This window comes from Halothece sp. PCC 7418 (assembly GCF_000317635.1).
Taxonomy (GTDB): Bacteria; Cyanobacteriota; Cyanobacteriia; order Cyanobacteriales; family Rubidibacteraceae; genus Halothece.
The window spans coordinates 1,305,784-1,321,169 of sequence record NC_019779.1 but is presented as its reverse complement, the minus strand read 5'-3'; the positions used below and the strand labels follow the sequence as shown (position 1 = coordinate 1,321,169).

17 protein-coding genes are annotated in these 15,386 nt (G+C 43.0%); 2 read left to right on the top strand and 15 right to left on the bottom strand.

All coding sequences use genetic code 11. The annotated features are described in order from the left end of the window. Nucleotide 1: 1 nt before the first annotated feature. The 8 genes from pcrA to PCC7418_RS05980 all read right to left on the bottom strand — a co-directional run bounded on the left by pcrA (nucleotide 2) and on the right by PCC7418_RS05980 (nucleotide 6,800). Nucleotides 2–2,338 carry a DNA helicase PcrA gene (gene pcrA / locus PCC7418_RS06010; RefSeq protein WP_015225289.1) on the bottom strand — a complete coding sequence of 779 codons (2,337 nt, stop codon included), beginning with the start codon at nucleotides 2,336–2,338 and terminating at the stop codon, nucleotides 2–4. Nucleotides 2,339–2,458: 120 nt separating this feature from the next. Beyond that, nucleotides 2,459–3,121, bottom strand: coding sequence for a hypothetical protein (locus PCC7418_RS06005; protein WP_015225288.1), 663 nt, complete (start codon nucleotides 3,119–3,121; stop codon nucleotides 2,459–2,461). Nucleotides 3,122–3,187: 66 nt separating this feature from the next. Next, entirely contained in the window at nucleotides 3,188–3,361 is a 174-nt protein-coding gene (locus tag PCC7418_RS20460) for a hypothetical protein (RefSeq protein ID WP_015225287.1), read from the bottom strand. Between the two features lie 113 nt (nucleotides 3,362–3,474). Beyond that, on the bottom strand, nucleotides 3,475–3,723 hold the full coding sequence (locus tag PCC7418_RS06000; protein ID WP_015225286.1) for a hypothetical protein: 249 nt from the start codon (nucleotides 3,721–3,723) through the stop codon (nucleotides 3,475–3,477). 89 nt (nucleotides 3,724–3,812) lie between these two features. Next, nucleotides 3,813–4,571 (bottom strand): HEAT repeat domain-containing protein, encoded by a 759-nt coding sequence (locus tag PCC7418_RS05995; RefSeq protein ID WP_041596167.1) that lies wholly within the window; start codon nucleotides 4,569–4,571, stop codon nucleotides 3,813–3,815. Between the two features lie 48 nt (nucleotides 4,572–4,619). Then, the gene (locus tag PCC7418_RS05990) at nucleotides 4,620–5,024 is read right to left on the bottom strand and encodes a DUF1499 domain-containing protein (RefSeq protein ID WP_235620752.1); all 405 of its coding nucleotides are present in this window, start codon (nucleotides 5,022–5,024) and stop codon (nucleotides 4,620–4,622) included. A gap of 133 nt (nucleotides 5,025–5,157) precedes the next feature. Continuing rightward, the gene (locus PCC7418_RS05985) at nucleotides 5,158–6,303 is read right to left on the bottom strand and encodes an LptF/LptG family permease (protein WP_015225283.1); all 1,146 of its coding nucleotides are present in this window, start codon (nucleotides 6,301–6,303) and stop codon (nucleotides 5,158–5,160) included. Between the two features lie 17 nt (nucleotides 6,304–6,320). Next, nucleotides 6,321–6,800, bottom strand: coding sequence for a rhodanese-like domain-containing protein (locus tag PCC7418_RS05980; protein ID WP_015225282.1), 480 nt, complete (start codon nucleotides 6,798–6,800; stop codon nucleotides 6,321–6,323). Between the two features lie 6 nt (nucleotides 6,801–6,806). Between PCC7418_RS05980 and PCC7418_RS05975 the strand changes: the two genes are divergently transcribed. Next, nucleotides 6,807–7,493 carry a DUF547 domain-containing protein gene (locus PCC7418_RS05975; protein WP_015225281.1) on the top strand — a complete coding sequence of 229 codons (687 nt, stop codon included), beginning with the start codon at nucleotides 6,807–6,809 and terminating at the stop codon, nucleotides 7,491–7,493. Nucleotides 7,494–7,536: 43 nt separating this feature from the next. Here the strand turns inward: PCC7418_RS05975 and PCC7418_RS05970 are convergent, their stop codons facing one another. Further along, entirely contained in the window at nucleotides 7,537–8,292 is a 756-nt protein-coding gene (locus tag PCC7418_RS05970) for a TIGR04283 family arsenosugar biosynthesis glycosyltransferase (protein WP_015225280.1), read from the bottom strand. Nucleotides 8,293–8,364: 72 nt separating this feature from the next. Here PCC7418_RS05970 and PCC7418_RS20455 point away from each other — a divergent pair, with 72 nt between their 5' ends. After that, nucleotides 8,365–8,520: a hypothetical protein gene (locus PCC7418_RS20455; RefSeq protein ID WP_015225279.1), complete on the top strand. Its 156-nt coding sequence runs from the start codon at nucleotides 8,365–8,367 to the stop codon at nucleotides 8,518–8,520. A 121-nt stretch (nucleotides 8,521–8,641) separates the two neighbouring features. Here PCC7418_RS20455 and PCC7418_RS05965 read toward each other — a convergent pair whose 3' ends face one another. The 6 genes from PCC7418_RS05965 to PCC7418_RS05940 all read right to left on the bottom strand — a co-directional run bounded on the left by PCC7418_RS05965 (nucleotide 8,642) and on the right by PCC7418_RS05940 (nucleotide 15,386). After that, nucleotides 8,642–11,113, bottom strand: a complete 2,472-nt coding sequence (locus PCC7418_RS05965; RefSeq protein ID WP_015225278.1) for an ATP-dependent Clp protease ATP-binding subunit — start codon at nucleotides 11,111–11,113, stop codon at nucleotides 8,642–8,644. A gap of 197 nt (nucleotides 11,114–11,310) precedes the next feature. Beyond that, nucleotides 11,311–11,829 (bottom strand): ribosomal protein S18-alanine N-acetyltransferase, encoded by a 519-nt coding sequence (rimI, locus tag PCC7418_RS05960; RefSeq protein ID WP_015225277.1) that lies wholly within the window; start codon nucleotides 11,827–11,829, stop codon nucleotides 11,311–11,313. Nucleotides 11,830–11,982: 153 nt separating this feature from the next. After that, the gene (locus PCC7418_RS05955; RefSeq protein ID WP_015225276.1) at nucleotides 11,983–12,888 is read right to left on the bottom strand and encodes a YbhN family protein; all 906 of its coding nucleotides are present in this window, start codon (nucleotides 12,886–12,888) and stop codon (nucleotides 11,983–11,985) included. Further along, nucleotides 12,882–13,463, bottom strand: a complete 582-nt coding sequence (locus tag PCC7418_RS05950) for a DUF4126 domain-containing protein (RefSeq protein WP_015225275.1) — start codon at nucleotides 13,461–13,463, stop codon at nucleotides 12,882–12,884. Before PCC7418_RS05950 ends, PCC7418_RS05955 begins: the two co-directional genes overlap by 7 nt. Nucleotides 13,464–13,505: 42 nt before the next feature. Continuing rightward, nucleotides 13,506–13,961, bottom strand: coding sequence for a pre-16S rRNA-processing nuclease YqgF (locus tag PCC7418_RS05945; protein WP_015225274.1), 456 nt, complete (start codon nucleotides 13,959–13,961; stop codon nucleotides 13,506–13,508). Nucleotides 13,962–14,000: 39 nt separating this feature from the next. Further along, nucleotides 14,001–15,386 (bottom strand): DUF3084 domain-containing protein, encoded by a 1,386-nt coding sequence (locus tag PCC7418_RS05940; protein WP_015225273.1) that lies wholly within the window; start codon nucleotides 15,384–15,386, stop codon nucleotides 14,001–14,003.

The following is a 15,386-nucleotide window of genomic DNA, read 5'->3' as shown; positions in this document are numbered from 1 at the left end:
TTTAAAGGGGTTGTAATGGGGCAATTTTGGGATCAATAATTTTTCGTCCTAAACCAGAAAACTGAATCGCGAGATTGGTTTTCTTCCCACTCCCGAGAACATGGGTGATCTCCCCTTCACCAAAGGTCTCATGAAAAACGCGATCGCCCACTTGCCAAGCATGAGAAGCGGGTTTTGGTTGTTTTGTCTGTTTCCCCTGTTGTGCCTTCGGTTGCTGTTGACGACGGGCTTTAATGGGGGGAGAACTATGACTCACCAACTCATCAGGAAGTTCGCCAAGAAACTGGGAGGGAATAGCCGGTTCCCGATATCCCCACAAACGACGTTCTTGGGCGTAAGATAAGAATAACTGTTCTTGGGCGCGGGTAATGCCCACGTAACAGAGCCGTCGTTCTTCTTCTAAGGCTGCGGGATCATCTAAGGTGCGTCGGTTGGGGAATAAGCCTTGTTCTAATCCCACCAGAAAAACGACTGGAAATTCTAACCCTTTTGCAGAATGGAGGGTCATTAAAGATACTTTTTCCTCTCCTTCATTTAAGTTGTCTAAATCAGACGCGAGAGACGCATTGGCGAGGAAGCCTTCTAAACTACTATCCTCGTTTTCCTCTGCAAACTGCATCATCGCACTGTCTAATTCTTTTAAGTTTTCCAGTCGGTTTTCTGCTTCTTCTGTTCCTTGGTTTTGTAAATCTTGTCGATATTTAGACGCATCTAAAAGCCCATCTAAAAGTTCTGCTGCGGGGAGTTGTTCAACATTGGCTTGATAAGATTGAATCAATTGTGCAAATTCATTAACGTTTTTTGCAGCGCGTCCCGCTAAAGTATTAACAGAGGTTTCATCGCTAATAATCTCCCATAAGGGAACATTTAATTCTTGGGATGCACTAATCAGTTGATCGAGGGTTTTTTGTCCGATTCCGCGCCGTGGTGTGTTAATAATACGGAGTAAGCTAACGGTATCATTGGGATTGGTTAGCAGTCGTAAATAGGCGAGTGCGTCTTTAATTTCTTTGCGATCATAGAACTTGAGTCCCCCGACAATATGATAGGGAATATCAGCGCGAAGGGCTTCTTCTAAGACTCGGGATTGGGCATTCGTTCGATATAAAATCGCAAAACTTCCCCATCCTAATTCTGGGTTTTCTCGGGTTAAATTCAGGAGTTGATTGCGAATAAAACGGGCTTCTTCGATTTCGTTTTCCGCTTTATAGCAATAAATTTGCTCGCCATATCCTCGTGTTGGTTTGAGGATTTTATCAATGCGTTCACTATTATTTTCGATGAGATTATTTGCAGCTTCTAAGATATTTTCGCGCGATCGATAGTTTTCTTCTAATTTCACCATCGTCCGCGTGTCATCATCAGGTAAACCATCTCCAAAATCTTCTTGAAATTCTAATAAGATGGTAAAGTCTGCCATGCGGAAAGAGTAAATGGATTGATCGGCATCCCCAACCACAAAAATTGAGCGATTCTCCCAGTTAATTTGTTGTTTATTAGGTTCGCCATTCGTTGCTAAGAGATTAATCAGTTGGTATTGAATGCGGTTGGTATCTTGATATTCATCGACTAAAATATGTTGGAATTGTTGATGCCAATAGCCTAAAACTGATTCGTTTTGAGAGAAAAGACGACTGGGAATTAGGATTAAATCATCAAAGTCAAGAGCATTATTCGCAGCGAGTTGCGATTGATATTCTTGATAGACTTCTGACAACACTCGTCCTTTATAATTGGGTTGTTGAATGAGGACATCTTCGGGATAAAGTCCTTGGTTTTTGGCGTTACTAATGCCATAACGTAAGTAACGAGGATTAAATTTTTTATCGTCTAAATTCAGTTGTTTCGTCACAATATTTTTGACTAAACTTTGTGCATCTGACTCATCATAAATCGTGAAGTTTTTTGTCCACTGACATCCTTTCGGGTCTTGATACTTATTGATGTCATCCCGTAAAATGCGAGCAAAAAGACTGTGAAATGTTCCAATCCAGAGATGTTTGGTAATATCTTTATAGACGCGCGATCGTAGCTTGACTTGTTGATGTTCAGGGAGTAATTCTAAGCGTTGTCCTTCCCTTTCTTGAGCTAACCGTTGTGCAAAAATAAGCTCAATCCGCTCTTTCATTTCTTTGGCTGCTTTATTGGTAAAGGTAACCGCCAAAATATTTTCGGGATTAACGCGATGATTTAAAATTAAATGGGCAATCCGATAAGTCAAAGCCCGTGTTTTTCCAGATCCTGCTCCCGCAACCACTAATAAGGGGCCACAAAAATGTTGAACGGCTTGTCGTTGAGACGCATTCAGCGATGCTAGAAAATCGGTTTCTACGGGCATGATATAAAATTAGTAATCGCTCTTCTAACTGGGGCAACTTGCCGATTGGCTTTTGCCTGATGAGTATTAATGTATCATAGTTCCCCCAGAAGAGCCTGAATCATTCGGGTTCTAACAGTGCTAAAAGTAGGACAGGGCAAGGCGAGAATTAAGGGTAATATCAAGGTCTTGATTGGGATCAATCGAGATCACTTCCACTTCATCTTTTCCTAAGAGTAAGCCCCCTAAAGCCCCTAAACCAGCACCACCGAGCACTTCTTCTGTCGCGATCGCGCGATCGCCAGTAATCCCAGCAATCACACTAGCTGCAGCAGCACCAATCGCAGCCCCTTCTAAAACATCGCCGGTACTCGCCCCACGATCAATGGTTTCTCGACGGGTAATCACTTGAGAAGTAGCGTTAATCGGTTGCGCTGATGACCCAGCAATTTTTAATTCTTGCGCGACAAAACGTGCCCCATTTCCAGCTGGCTGCACTTCTCCCACTAATTCACTCCCATAAGGAATCAAAATTCGTCCTTGTCGATCCTTGATGTTCGCAGCAATCTTGAGGGTGACGGGAACAGTTTCTCCTGGAAGAACGACAATTTTTTCCGCTTCCTCATAGCTGACCGGTAAGGAAACACCAGAGGGGATTGCAACGCGACGACTTTGGGCAATTTGTCGGTCTAATAACTGTGCCGAAGCGGGTGCTGATACAATGAGAGGAGTGGTGACTCCTATCCCTAATAAAACAGATAGCACCGTTGATGTTCCTCTTTTCCAAATCGAATGTGTAGCCATTGCATCATTCCTGTGACTCGTCAAGGGTTAAAGACAGGAATTGAATGCAAAAAGTTCCCAACTACACTAAACTAAGCCCGCCCGACGACAAATCACAGCAAACCCTGTCGCGATCGCGGTGATGAAGAGGGCAGTTAAAGGGGATTGTCCTTGACTTACCGCAAAGGAGGTGACAATTCCTGATCCAATTCCAGCAATGGCAATGGTACTGAGGAGATCGCTTTGAGAGGAGTTATTCATGAGTATTACAGAACACAATTAAGACACTGTGTTCTCAAGCTAACAAAACCTATCCCCCCTCTGGGGATCATCAAGGGAGATTGTAAATAAGTTTTAGCCTTTCTATACGTTTTTTAATGATCGGCTTGGAGTTGCTCGGACGGGATGAATGATTCCCAAGGTAAAAGAACCGGCTTTTCTCTAAAGATCAGTTGCCCTCGATAGGTTTCTCGATCAATGGCAACGCCACTGGTTTGTTCTGCCTTTTCTGGATAAACTTCGTAACATTTTTGATAAATATGTCGCGCAGCACTGAGCAAATAAGGGTCAATGAATGCCGTGAACTGTTGAGCTTCCGGATTAGAATCAAGTTGTTGCATCATCGGACATTGGAATTGATCGGATCATCCTTGAGCTTAACCGAGTTTTGATCAAAAACGCTAGGTTCAAATCAAGTTATTTTATCTTCAACCTAAATCAACCCTTGTTCTTCAATCTCCTCAATCATCTGCAAACCGCGAGGATCACCGAGTTTCAAAAGGGAGGCTTTCGCGTCTTCTTTCACGCCAAAATCTTCATCTTCCACATAGGTTTCAATTAAGGCATCTACAGCCGTGGCATAGACGACATTGGAGGGCAACTCCGCGCAAAGTTGTCCTAAAGTCCATGCACAATTACTCCGCACCGCAGGAATACTATCTTTCCGTAAGCCTTCGATAATGGGGGGAATTGCGGGAATAATATCTTCGTAATTGAGTTTTCCCACATGAGTGAGGGCGCTCGCTGCCCACAGGCGCACGGCGGAGATATCCGTTGCTAGAGCATGGAGAAGCGGAGGAATGGAACGTCGATCGCGCGAGTTTCCCAAAGCCCACACTAAGCCCTTGCGTACATAGCCATTCCAGTCTGTTGCCAACTGGTCAATGAGAGGAACAACAGCCTCAGAATGAGGGTTTCGCCCTAAGGCATAGGCAGCACTGACACGCACTAAGGGGCAAACATCCTTGAGAAGCACGATTAAAGCGGGAACGGCGCGATCGTCTTCTAACTGGCAAAACGCACGGGCAGCAAGCATCCGTTGCGTTGGTTCTTCAGACGTTAACAAAGGCAGCATTTCCTCTGGATCAAGAGGGACGGTTTCTTCTTCTACCGACTCCATTTGATCCAAAGGGCTTTCTTCTGAGAAGTCAGCGTCTGTATCTAGTAGGGTGAGGTCATCTTCGTCATACATATTTGCTAAATTAACATAGTGCTCAGGCGGGTGCAACGCCCTACTGGTTTAGGCTTGAAATTGTTCGCGAATGCTTTCAATGCGACGGCGGTTGACCCCTAAATCTGATTCGCCCACACGGGAGGCGGAACGAACATGAATCACATTTTCTTGGGGGTCTAAATAAAATTCTACATCGTCAACAAAGCCCATAATCCGACTCGTATATTGAGCATATAAATAATTCGATGTTGCTTCTATGATTTTGGCATGATCCGTTTCTTCGATCATGGTTTTGAGCTTATTCAGGGCTTCTTTTCGGGAAGAATTATAAGTTAACGGTTCAACTTTATGGGTCACATCTTTACTTTGGCTGGATACGCAATTGGGGGTTTGCGGACAGGGTGATAGACTCCCCTTGTTAACGCCTAAGTTTTTGGGTTGTTCTCCCGAAAAAGAAAAAATACTTGCCATTTCGACAGTAGTCGTTGCTAAGCTAACAGTTGGATTGAAGAAAAAGACACTAAAAAATATGATGAAGATGAAAATAACGGGTTTAAATAACTTAAAAATCATGGCTTTAAAAAGATCAGGGACTGTTTTTATTTTAGTGGGCGGATCGAAACAGTAACCACCCACCGATTCCAAAGCCTAAAAAGTTAGGAATCCACGCTGCCATAAAGGGAGATAAAATTCCCACTTGTCCGATCGCGCCCGAAATAAAGGCGAGTAGGTAATAGCCGAAAATAATTAAAATACTAATCCCGAAGCTGGTTCCGCGTCCTGTTTGTTGCGGTTTTGTGCCTAAAGAAGCCCCGACTAACCCAAAGACTAAACAAACGAAAGGAAAAGAGACTTTTTGTTGGATTCGGACTTTTAACTCTTTGAGTTTATCATCATCGCTGGTGGCGCGAACCAGATCTAAATATTCTAAAGATTGCGCTAAGTTCATTTCGCCATAGTCGCGCGATCGCTGCGTTAAATCCAGAGGCGTTTTCGGTAAGTTTAAAACTTTATGCTCAAATTGAACGACATTATTATAGGAAGTATCGGGAGCAATCACGTAACTCGTCCCATTGTAAAAATCCCATTTATTTAAACTCGGATTCCAAGTTGCAGACTCAGCATTAATAATCTGACTAATGTTTTCTCGGGTGCGATCGATGACGGTTAATCCCCGCATCTGTTCGCCATTAAATTGTTCTGCATAAAACAAGCGGACAAGGATTTCTCGTTCTTCGCCATTGGGTTGTTCCACATCATCATAATCGGTGTAGAGAATATTTTTTTGCCGAAAGGCAGGTTTTTCGCCTTTTAACGCCCGTTCAAGGGTGATTCTGGCTTCATAACTCGCTGCGGGAACAAGAGACTCATTAAAGGCAAATGTCATCCCTGTGACGACTAAACTCATGATCAGGGCGGGAATCACTAACCGATACACACTCACCCCGACACTACGCAAGGCGATAATTTCACTATCGCTAGACAGACGACCATAAGTCATTAGCGTTGCGAGTAAGGTGGACATGGGAAAGGCTAAGACAATAAATTCTGGCATCCGCAGGAGAAAAACCCGCAGCGCGATCGCGATCGATAATCCCGACTCTGCGACTTGTCGCACTAACTCAAACACGGTTCCCACTGACAGTCCAATGGATGCAAACGCCCCCACCCCAAAGAAAAAGGGAAGGATCAGTTCTCGACTTAAATAGCGGTCTAAAACAGGAATCGTGATCGGTTGAAGCTTAAACATTAGTCATTAGTCATTTGTTATTTGTTCACCTTGTCTTGGTTCAATAACCATTGCCAGTTTTTACTATAGGGATGGACTTGCTGGGTGGGTTGCTCCTGATGGATTAAAGGTCGTCCCTCATTTGCCCATTGAAAAATTGAGCCTTCTAGATTCCAAACTTGATTATATCCTAGAGCCTGCAACTGTTGAGCGAGGCGAGAGGAACGATAGCCCACAGAACAATAAGCGATAATTGTTTTTTGGGGATTCAGTTTGGCTTTTGCTGTTTCTACATCAGGAATATGTTGGGCTTGAGGGAGATGACTGACTAAAAACTCTTCTTCGTTGCGAGTATCAATTAACTGAAGGTTAGATTCATTTTGTTCTAACCAATGGGCTAAGGTTTTTGTCTGCAATTGTTTGACAGTTGGGAAATCACGACGAATTTTAGATTTCAATAAAAGCCACGCTATACTCCGAAAAGGAGTTATTAGGAATTTCAACGAAGATAAAACCATAATTTTATGATTGATTATTCAGTTTGGGATCAGTTATTAAAAGAATATGTGAATTCGCAAGGAGAAGTGGATTATCAAACTTGGCAATTACAATCCAAACAAGAACTCAATGGCTGGTTAGATTCTCTTGCTTCTTGTCAGTTGCAACAACTGAGTCCTGAAGAACAGTTTACCCTCCTGATCAACCTTTATAATGCGCTTGTTATTCGCGAAATTCTCAAGCGATATCCGATCCCGTCCATTCTTCCCACTTTTTTGGGGATTCCAAACTGGCTTTCTTTTTTCCGATTTTTTGCGCGATCGGTTTATACTTTAGATGATCAAGCTCTAAGTCTCAATGACATTGAGCATAAAATGCTACGGCAACGCTGGCAAGATCCTCGCATTCATTTTGCCCTTGTTTGTGCTGCTAGAGGATGTCCTTTATTACGCAATGAAGCCTATAATCCCACGCGAATTGAGGAACAATTAACCAGGGATGCAGAACGTTTTATTAATAACCCCAGCAAAGTGAAATATAATCCTGATCAGAATATGTTGCACCTCAGTCCAATTTTTAAGTGGTATCAAAAAGATTTTTTCCAAGTCAGTTCATCCCTTCCTAATTATCTCAATCAATATTTATCAGAGACTGTTCAAGAATCGGTTTCTCTTCAATATTTGCCCTATGATTGGCATTTAAATGAACAGTAAATCATGAGATACATTCTTGATTTTTGTTTCTTGAGCGCTAGATTTAACGCACTTCTTCATAAAATCGTTTTAACCAATGCGCTGAAACTCCCATTCCCCACAAACTACCAATCATTAAATAAATAAAATTAGCTTTTAAGGTGCCCCATTTTGCCACTCTTCGATCAGAAGATTCGACAATACGATTAACTTGCTTAATACGACCATAATGGCATAAACGGAAGCATAAATCTGCTTCTTCCATAATAGGAAGTGTGGCATCAAACCCACCACAATCTAAAAACTCTTTGCGACGACAAAACATAACTTGGTCACCAAACAAGACTCGTAATCCTTTGCGGAAAAAAAGCCAAGGACGAAATAAAAAAGGGGCATAATAGGTTTTAAGAAAATTATGCAAGGAAATTCCCCAGCGCGTTTTTTGACAACCACTCATGATGGAAATAAAGCCAGCACAAGCAATATTTGGGTCAAATAAGACTTTACTAATTACATCCACTAAATCATAAGGGACATACGTATCTGCATGGAGAAAACATAAATAATCTCCAGTTGCTATTTCCACTCCTGCATTCAGTTGTTTTGCTCGTCCACGAGATGTCTTGATCACTTGAATCACAGAAGGAGGAAAAAATTGAGATACAATTTCGTCAATAACAACCAGGGTGCGATCTTCACTTCCCCCATCAACAATAATAATTTCTTTTGCAGTTGGTGATAAAAGACTCAGACGCGGTAATGTCTTTTGTAACAAAGTGGCTTCATTAAGGGTAGGAATAATAATAGAAACGCGAGTCATTAACTAAAAAACCTTAAATCAGTTAAACTGGGAAACGTTAAAAACAACTCAATTTTACTCATTATTGAAGCCATGAATATTGTTCGCGCTTATATCATCCCCTTTCTGGTTATTCTTACATTTGGTCTGGCTTTATTAGCAGTGAGTGCGCGCATTTTCCTCCCCGATGATATGTTAGCACCTGCACCAGCCGAAGAATCGGTGGAATCAGCCATGGATAACTCATGAGGAGGAAGTTCAGTCTTTGTTGGAAGGACTATAGCAATAAGAAAAAGCGGTAGAATTTAATGTTCTACCGCCTCTTCAATTCAATTAAGGGATTAACAGCAATTAAGGTGATGTTTCTTAATTACTCTGATCCTTGAGGAAGTAACTCTTTTTTCTTCTCCTGTGGGAAGACTTTTACATCCCCTTCCACCACATCAACGGTGGCTGTATCTCCTTCGCTTAGGCGACCAGAGAGAATTTCCTCAGCGAGGATATCTTCTAACAAGCGCATAATCGCTCGGCGAAGCGGACGCGCACCATAACTGGGGCTGTACCCTTCTTCGACTAATCGCTCTTTGAACGCCTCGGTCACTTCCAGCTTAATTTCTTGCTCGGTCAAACGCGAGAAGACTTCGTGCAGCATAATTTCGGCAATTTCCTTGACTTCCTCACGGTTGAGTTGACGGAAGACGATGATTTCGTCAAGACGGTTGAGGAATTCGGGACGGAAGTATTGCTTCAATTCTTCGTTAACGAGGGAACGAATGCGGTTATATTGCGATTCGGCTTGGTCTTCGTCGAGTTCAAAGCCAAGTCCGCCACCACCTTTTTCGATGACCTTAGACCCAATATTGGAGGTCATGATGAGCAAGGTGTTTTTGAAATCGACCGTGCGACCTTTCGCATCAGTTAGACGACCGTCTTCTAAAATTTGCAGGAGCATATTGAAGACATCGGGGTGGGCTTTTTCAATCTCATCAAAGAGAACCACGGTATAAGGACGACGACGCACCGCTTCGGTTAGTTGTCCGCCTTCGTTGTAGCCCACGTAGCCTGGAGGCGAACCAATGAGCTTGGAAACCGTATGGCGTTCCATGAATTCAGACATATCGAGGCGAATCATGGCTTCTTCTGAACCGAAGAAGTAGGTCGCTAATGCCTTGGTCAACTCAGTTTTACCAACACCTGTGGGACCGGAGAAGATAAAGCTCGCGATCGGGCGGTTGGGATTTTTCAGACCAACACGGGCGCGACGGATGGCGCGGGAAACGGCGCGAACCGCTTCTTCTTGACCGATGAGACGCTCGTGCAAGGTGCCTTCCATGTGCAGCAGTTTTTCCGATTCAGTTTCGGTAATCTTGCTGACGGGAACGCCTGTCCAAGAGGCGACGATGTGGGCGATTTCTTCCACATCAACCACGGGACCGACTTGGTCATCTTGGCTGGTTTCTGTATTTTTCGCAGAGGCAAGAGAACGGATTTCGCTCTTGATTTCCATCTCGCGATCGCGCAGTTCTCCCGCCCGATCAAAGTCTTGAGAGCGTACCGCGTCATCTTTTTGCTTGAGCACTTGACGCAGTTCTTCATCCAGTTCTTTTGCTGCGGGAGGCAGTTGCGAGTTAATCAAACGCACCCGAGAACCCGCCTCATCAATCAGGTCAATCGCTTTATCGGGAAGATAGCGATCGCTGATGTAACGATCAGACAGTTTTGCTGCTGCATCCAATGCTGCATCAGTAATTCTCAGCTTGTGGTGCTGTTCATAGCGATCGCGCAAGCCAAAGAGGATTTCCACGGTATCTTCTACTGTGGGTTCTCCCACCATCACGGGTTGGAACCGACGTTCTAACGCTGCATCTCGCTCAATGTGTTTGCGATACTCATCGAGAGTGGTTGCACCGATACATTGCAGTTCTCCTCGCGCTAAGGCAGGTTTGAGGATATTCGCTGCATCAATTGCGCCTTCTGCTGCTCCTGCACCGATCAAAGTATGAACTTCGTCAATGACTAGGATCACATTTCCAGCTTGACGAATTTCGTCCATGATTTTTTTCAGACGCTCTTCAAATTCCCCGCGATATTTTGTTCCTGCAACGAGTAAACCAATATCGAGGGTGACCACCCGTTTGTTTTCGAGGATGTCGGGAACATCTTCATTGGAGATGCGCTGGGCTAATCCTTCCGCGATCGCGGTTTTACCCACCCCAGGTTCACCAATCAAAACGGGATTGTTTTTCGTGCGACGACCCAGAATTTGGATCACCCGCTCAATTTCATTTTGACGACCGACCACGGGATCGAGTTTACTATCGGTGGCAAGTTGGGTGAGATTAGAACCAAATTCATCGAGGGTGGGCGTTTTTGTCCGTCCTTGACTCGAACCACTGGAAACTTCGGCGGTTTCCCCTAACATCCGAATCACTTGCGTGCGGACTTTGGAGAGGTCAACCCCTAAGTTTTCTAGGACGCGGGCTGCGACCCCTTCTCCTTCGCGAATCAACCCGAGAAGAAGGTGTTCGGTTCCAATATAGTTATGTCCCAATTGCCGTGCTTCTTCAAGAGAAAGCTCTAAAACTCGTTTCGCTCTAGGAGTGAAAGGAATTTCAACGGCAACAAAGCCTGAACCGCGTCCAATAATTTTTTCCACTTCAATGCGAGCATCTTTGAGATTGACTCCCATTGATTTGAGAACCTTCGCTGCAACCCCTGTTCCTTCTCCGATTAAGCCAAGAAGGATTTGTTCTGTGCCAACGAAGTTATGACCGAGGCGACGTGCTTCCTCTTGGGCAAGCATAATCACCTTAATTGCTTTTTCTGTGAAGCGTTCAAACATAGCCTATTGTTATCACCTGCTGCGTGCCCTTATTACGCTGATTCTAACATAGGTGATCCCGTGGTTTGTTATTCGGCTATGGGGTTATCGGGCTAAGTTGAGGTGAGGGTTTCCCCACTTTTCGGGGGCAAGAAGCGAATTACAGCAGATTTTACACATTCTTAAAAATTGAAACCTTGACTACTTTGCAACATCAACTAGCGTTTCGTCAAGAGGGTAGCGGATCTTTTTTGCTGTAAGTTTTGTAACATTTCTGTAAATTCAGGTTCATCTAAGTGAGACCGCCACAAAATCAAGGCATCTTCTGGGGGAATCGGGTAATAATCTTTTCTCCGTCCTGCAATTTGAAAGCCTAGTTTTTGGTACAGCGCGATCGCGCTTTCATTGGAAACTCTTACTTCTAAGGTTGCCCGTTCGAGGGGCCACTCAACCGCAGCGATCAATAATTCACACAGTAATAATTCTCCCAATCCTTGTCGGCGATAATCAGGATGAATGCCCAAGAGGGTAATATGAGCTTCTTCCACAATTGCCCAAAAGCAGCCGATTCCAATCAGTTGGTTTTCAGGAGTGATTAAAGCCAGAAGAAGGCTATTGGGACTATCTATTTCTCGTTCATACGCTCCTTTTGTCCACAGTCCGCCAAAGCAAGCGCGATCGAGCTTTACGGTTTCTTCTAACTTATCTTTGGTTAATGGTTGAATTTGTAGCTGCAAGAGAGAATTACCTGATTTTTTCGGTTAAATTAAACTGAGTCATCAACTTAGTTTAGATCGTCACTATAGCAGAAGACTTTAACGATTCGTTGCCAGAGGAAATTTTGGCAGATGTAAAACTGTTATCACTGATCACTCGTCACTGGTCACTGGTCACTGATTACTGGTCACTGTAAACCCCCACGCCAACGCGCCCGCTAAGATTTCTGCACTGAGACTCAACAAGCGAAAGAGGGCGAGACTGCTGAGAAGAATCGCAGGAGGAAAAGTGGAATTTAACAGCGCGATCGCGCTACTTTCAAAAACCCCAATTCCACCAGGGGAGGGAATCACTAAGCCAAAAAACCAAGAGAGACTAAATACACCCAAGAGTAAGGGGAAGTCTTCAAGAGTTAAAGCACTAAAACCAGCTATAGTGACAATGAAACCACTCCCCCGCAAAATCACAAAACCGATTTCGCCACCAAGAGGAAGCCAAGGATAGTCTTTGATTTTAGGAGACTCTTGACCAACAGATTTCTTCTTGAAGCGTCCTGCTAAACTTAGGAGGGGATTGAGGAAACGGGGATGAATCGCGATTAAAATTGTGGCAACAAAGAGAAAAGGAAAGACATCATAAAAGGGATTTTGCGCCATCATTAATCCCTTGTGGAGAAGCGTGATCATGGCAATTAAAACGGCTGCTGTTGCCATTAAAAGCGGTTCTAAAAGAGTGATTAAAGTAGCGGTGTCTAGATTCGCCCCTGCAGTTTGCATCGCTCGAATACGCCCATAAAAATGCCAGACATTACCTGGAATATATTTGGCTAAATTCGTTTGTAAATAGACAGGTAAGACCCAAGACAGAGCAGCTGGTTGGTGTAAAAACTTTAAAATACTTGCCCAAACCAGACCAGACCAAATATGAGCAAAGAGAGTCACCAAGAGCGCGATCGCGCTATACTTAACTTGGGAAAGATTAAACTCAACTTCAATGACATCTTGCCAATGTTGTTGAAACGTTTGAATCAAGAAAAAAAGCGTTACTCCCAGAATTAACCAACGTAAATATTTCACCATTTCTCCTTAGACTCTTGCGGATGATTTCGAGATTGCTGATGCCATTTTTTCCAACTGGTGGAACTGCGAATGGCGATCCAAACGAGCATCATTGCAATTAATCCTCCCTCTTCTGGCGCACTAAAAGCATAAAAAACAAGTAAAATGGATAAAATATCTTCGCCAACGGCGACCCAAGGAGGAATTCCTTTTAAGCGGAAGAACCAACCGACTTGTACCAGTTGTAAGAGAAAAGCCAAAACACCACCACTGATTCCAACCAGCCACAGTTGCGTAATCTCATAATCCGCAAGTTGTCCTACTGTCACCGCCAATAAGAGCCCTACCAGTGGGCTTAATGCTAATTGAATGAGTTGCAAAACTCGTTGTCCTAATAATTGTTTAGAACCGAATAATTCAAATAAAGACCAACTAATTAAAATTGCTAAAATCACTTGTGGATCAAGCCGATTTAAAAGGGGGACATTTGACCAAAAACTTTCGCTTTCGATAAAACCAATAATAAGCAAAGGAAGAGCGAGTCGCATTCCCGCAGCCGCGGAAATAGCGAGAATAGCTAAGATAGCAGTTAACATAAAACTTTAATCTAGTAATTCTTGGACTGGTCAGGTATATTATTAATTTTTGTTCTTGGTTCGTTGTTCCTTGCTCGTTGGCGTATTCCTCAAATAACCTGTTTTTTCTGAAGTGAGCTTTGACCGTTCTACTAATAAAATCGCAACAATATCATCAATGGGACGGGGGGGAATCCGCATTCCTTTAGGAAGCAAACGCATCAATCCCCTAGGAGGATAGTATTCCCAATAGCGATCGCGCGCTTCTAAGGTACTATTGCGCTCATCGACCATCAGAATCGGAAGATTAGGAAATGCTCCTTGCAATGTTTCTCGCCATTGTTGAGACGTAGTTTGGTTTCCCATCACCAATGTTTGAATTGACTCCTCCTCGCACCATTGTTGAATCATCATTAACGCTTGTTCTGAATTGACAACTTGATGTTCAATAATTGTTCCTGTTTTTTGGACTAAAGCTAAACCACATTTATCTCGTCCAGGGTCAAATCCTATAATCATTTGTTATTCGTTATTGAGTGGCTGATCACTTCCTCATGATTAATGACTTAAAATTACTTTGTCATCTTGCATCACTCTTAATTTTAATTGTAGAGGACCAGCGGTATCCGTTTTTTGCGCCGCGATCGCGTTAATCTGATTATAAGGTTGATTCAAGGTTTCTAATTCTTCTATAAATCGAATCACTTCGACATTGCTTTCCCCCACAAAAATTTTTCCGACGACCCCTGATCGACGCGCTCGAAATCGAGAGGCTGCTAATAATAAATTAATCCGTCCCGATAACTCTCCCTGTTGAACTTCTTGTGGACTGAGAGAGAGAGATGCAATCAGTTCACCTTTTTGAAAGACTTGTTGATTTGGAATAACATCTGTAAACACGCGAATTTTTTTCTCACCACTTAAATAATTACCGGCGGTAACAATTTGAACCACGTACTCCTGACCATCTTTCAAAATTTCTTTGAGGCGCTTAATTTGCGATTGAGTGATCACTAAAACTTGTTCTTGAAAATTTTCATTCCCTGGTTGTGTTGCTTGAATTGCGTTGCGATTGGCTTGACGAAGCATTTGATTAATGACGGTTTCCATTTCTTCTAAATCATTAATTTGTACCACTCTCAGAGCGAGGACTTCTCCTTTTCCTAACGCGACATTTCCCCGTCGCAGAGCTTGATAATTTTGATAATATTGTTCTAGAGCTTGGATTTTTTCTTGCAATTTTACCAGTTGAGTTTCTAGCTCAGTCACTTCTTCTTCTTGGAATTGTAAAACCTCGTCTCGCGTCTGAATATTTTGATCTAATTCCGCAATTCGCTGATCTTGTTTTTTTATTTCTGTTTGTAGTTTTTGTCTTTGATTTTTTAAATTTTCTAAGCGTTCTTCTGTCACTTGCAATTGCTCTTTTTGGCGAGCTAATTCTTCATCTTTTTTAATAATTTCTTGTTCCAATCTTTTCCGTTGTTCTAATAATTTTTCTCGTTCCTGCTTCAAAGCTGATAGTTGTTGGTTTAGTTGTTTAACATTTTGTGAGACCGTCGTTAATTCTTGTTGTGTTATTTGAAACTTCCGATTAACTTGATCTAATCCTTGTTGAGCTTTCGCTAATTCTTGCTTAACAATTTCTTTCTCTTGAACGGCTTCTGCTAACTCATCACGAGCGTCTTGTAAACGATTTAAATATTCATCTAAACGAAAGATTCCTTTCCGTAACGATTCGCTGGTTGCAAATAAAATTCCCAGCGTACTTGCTGCAATTAACGTTCCCGTAAAAATTGTCACCAAGGTGGCGGTTTGACGAGGACGTAAATGGAACATTCGCAACCGAGCTTTTCCCACTTTTGTTCCTAAATAATCTCCCAGTGCAGCGAGTAAGCCACCTAGCAGTAAAATGGCTGCAATTAAAACAAGCGCACTGGTCATCAT

What these genes read in the sequence shown, in the direction of transcription:
- PCC7418_RS05995 (WP_041596167.1), bottom strand. Translation starts at nt 4,571, where the DNA reads ATGTATGACGAAGATGACCTCACCCTACTAGATACAGACGCTGACTTC.
- PCC7418_RS05985 (WP_015225283.1), bottom strand. Translation starts at nt 6,303, where the DNA reads ATGTTTAAGCTTCAACCGATCACGATTCCTGTTTTAGACCGCTATTTA.
- pcrA (WP_015225289.1), bottom strand. Translation starts at nt 2,338, where the DNA reads ATGCCCGTAGAAACCGATTTTCTAGCATCGCTGAATGCGTCTCAACGA.
- PCC7418_RS05980 (WP_015225282.1), bottom strand. Translation starts at nt 6,800, where the DNA reads ATGGTTTTATCTTCGTTGAAATTCCTAATAACTCCTTTTCGGAGTATA.
- PCC7418_RS05965 (WP_015225278.1), bottom strand. Translation starts at nt 11,113, where the DNA reads ATGTTTGAACGCTTCACAGAAAAAGCAATTAAGGTGATTATGCTTGCC.
- PCC7418_RS05940 (WP_015225273.1), bottom strand. Translation starts at nt 15,386, where the DNA reads ATGATGACCAGTGCGCTTGTTTTAATTGCAGCCATTTTACTGCTAGGT.
- PCC7418_RS05970 (WP_015225280.1), bottom strand. Translation starts at nt 8,292, where the DNA reads ATGACTCGCGTTTCTATTATTATTCCTACCCTTAATGAAGCCACTTTG.
- PCC7418_RS05990 (WP_235620752.1), bottom strand. Translation starts at nt 5,024, where the DNA reads ATGGCAAGTATTTTTTCTTTTTCGGGAGAACAACCCAAAAACTTAGGC.
- PCC7418_RS06005 (WP_015225288.1), bottom strand. Translation starts at nt 3,121, where the DNA reads ATGGCTACACATTCGATTTGGAAAAGAGGAACATCAACGGTGCTATCT.
- PCC7418_RS06000 (WP_015225286.1), bottom strand. Translation starts at nt 3,723, where the DNA reads ATGATGCAACAACTTGATTCTAATCCGGAAGCTCAACAGTTCACGGCA.
- PCC7418_RS20455 (WP_015225279.1), top strand. Translation starts at nt 8,365, where the DNA reads ATGAATATTGTTCGCGCTTATATCATCCCCTTTCTGGTTATTCTTACA.
- PCC7418_RS05950 (WP_015225275.1), bottom strand. Translation starts at nt 13,463, where the DNA reads ATGTTAACTGCTATCTTAGCTATTCTCGCTATTTCCGCGGCTGCGGGA.
- PCC7418_RS05975 (WP_015225281.1), top strand. Translation starts at nt 6,807, where the DNA reads ATGATTGATTATTCAGTTTGGGATCAGTTATTAAAAGAATATGTGAAT.
- PCC7418_RS05945 (WP_015225274.1), bottom strand. Translation starts at nt 13,961, where the DNA reads ATGATTATAGGATTTGACCCTGGACGAGATAAATGTGGTTTAGCTTTA.
- PCC7418_RS05955 (WP_015225276.1), bottom strand. Translation starts at nt 12,888, where the DNA reads ATGGTGAAATATTTACGTTGGTTAATTCTGGGAGTAACGCTTTTTTTC.
- PCC7418_RS20460 (WP_015225287.1), bottom strand. Translation starts at nt 3,361, where the DNA reads ATGAATAACTCCTCTCAAAGCGATCTCCTCAGTACCATTGCCATTGCT.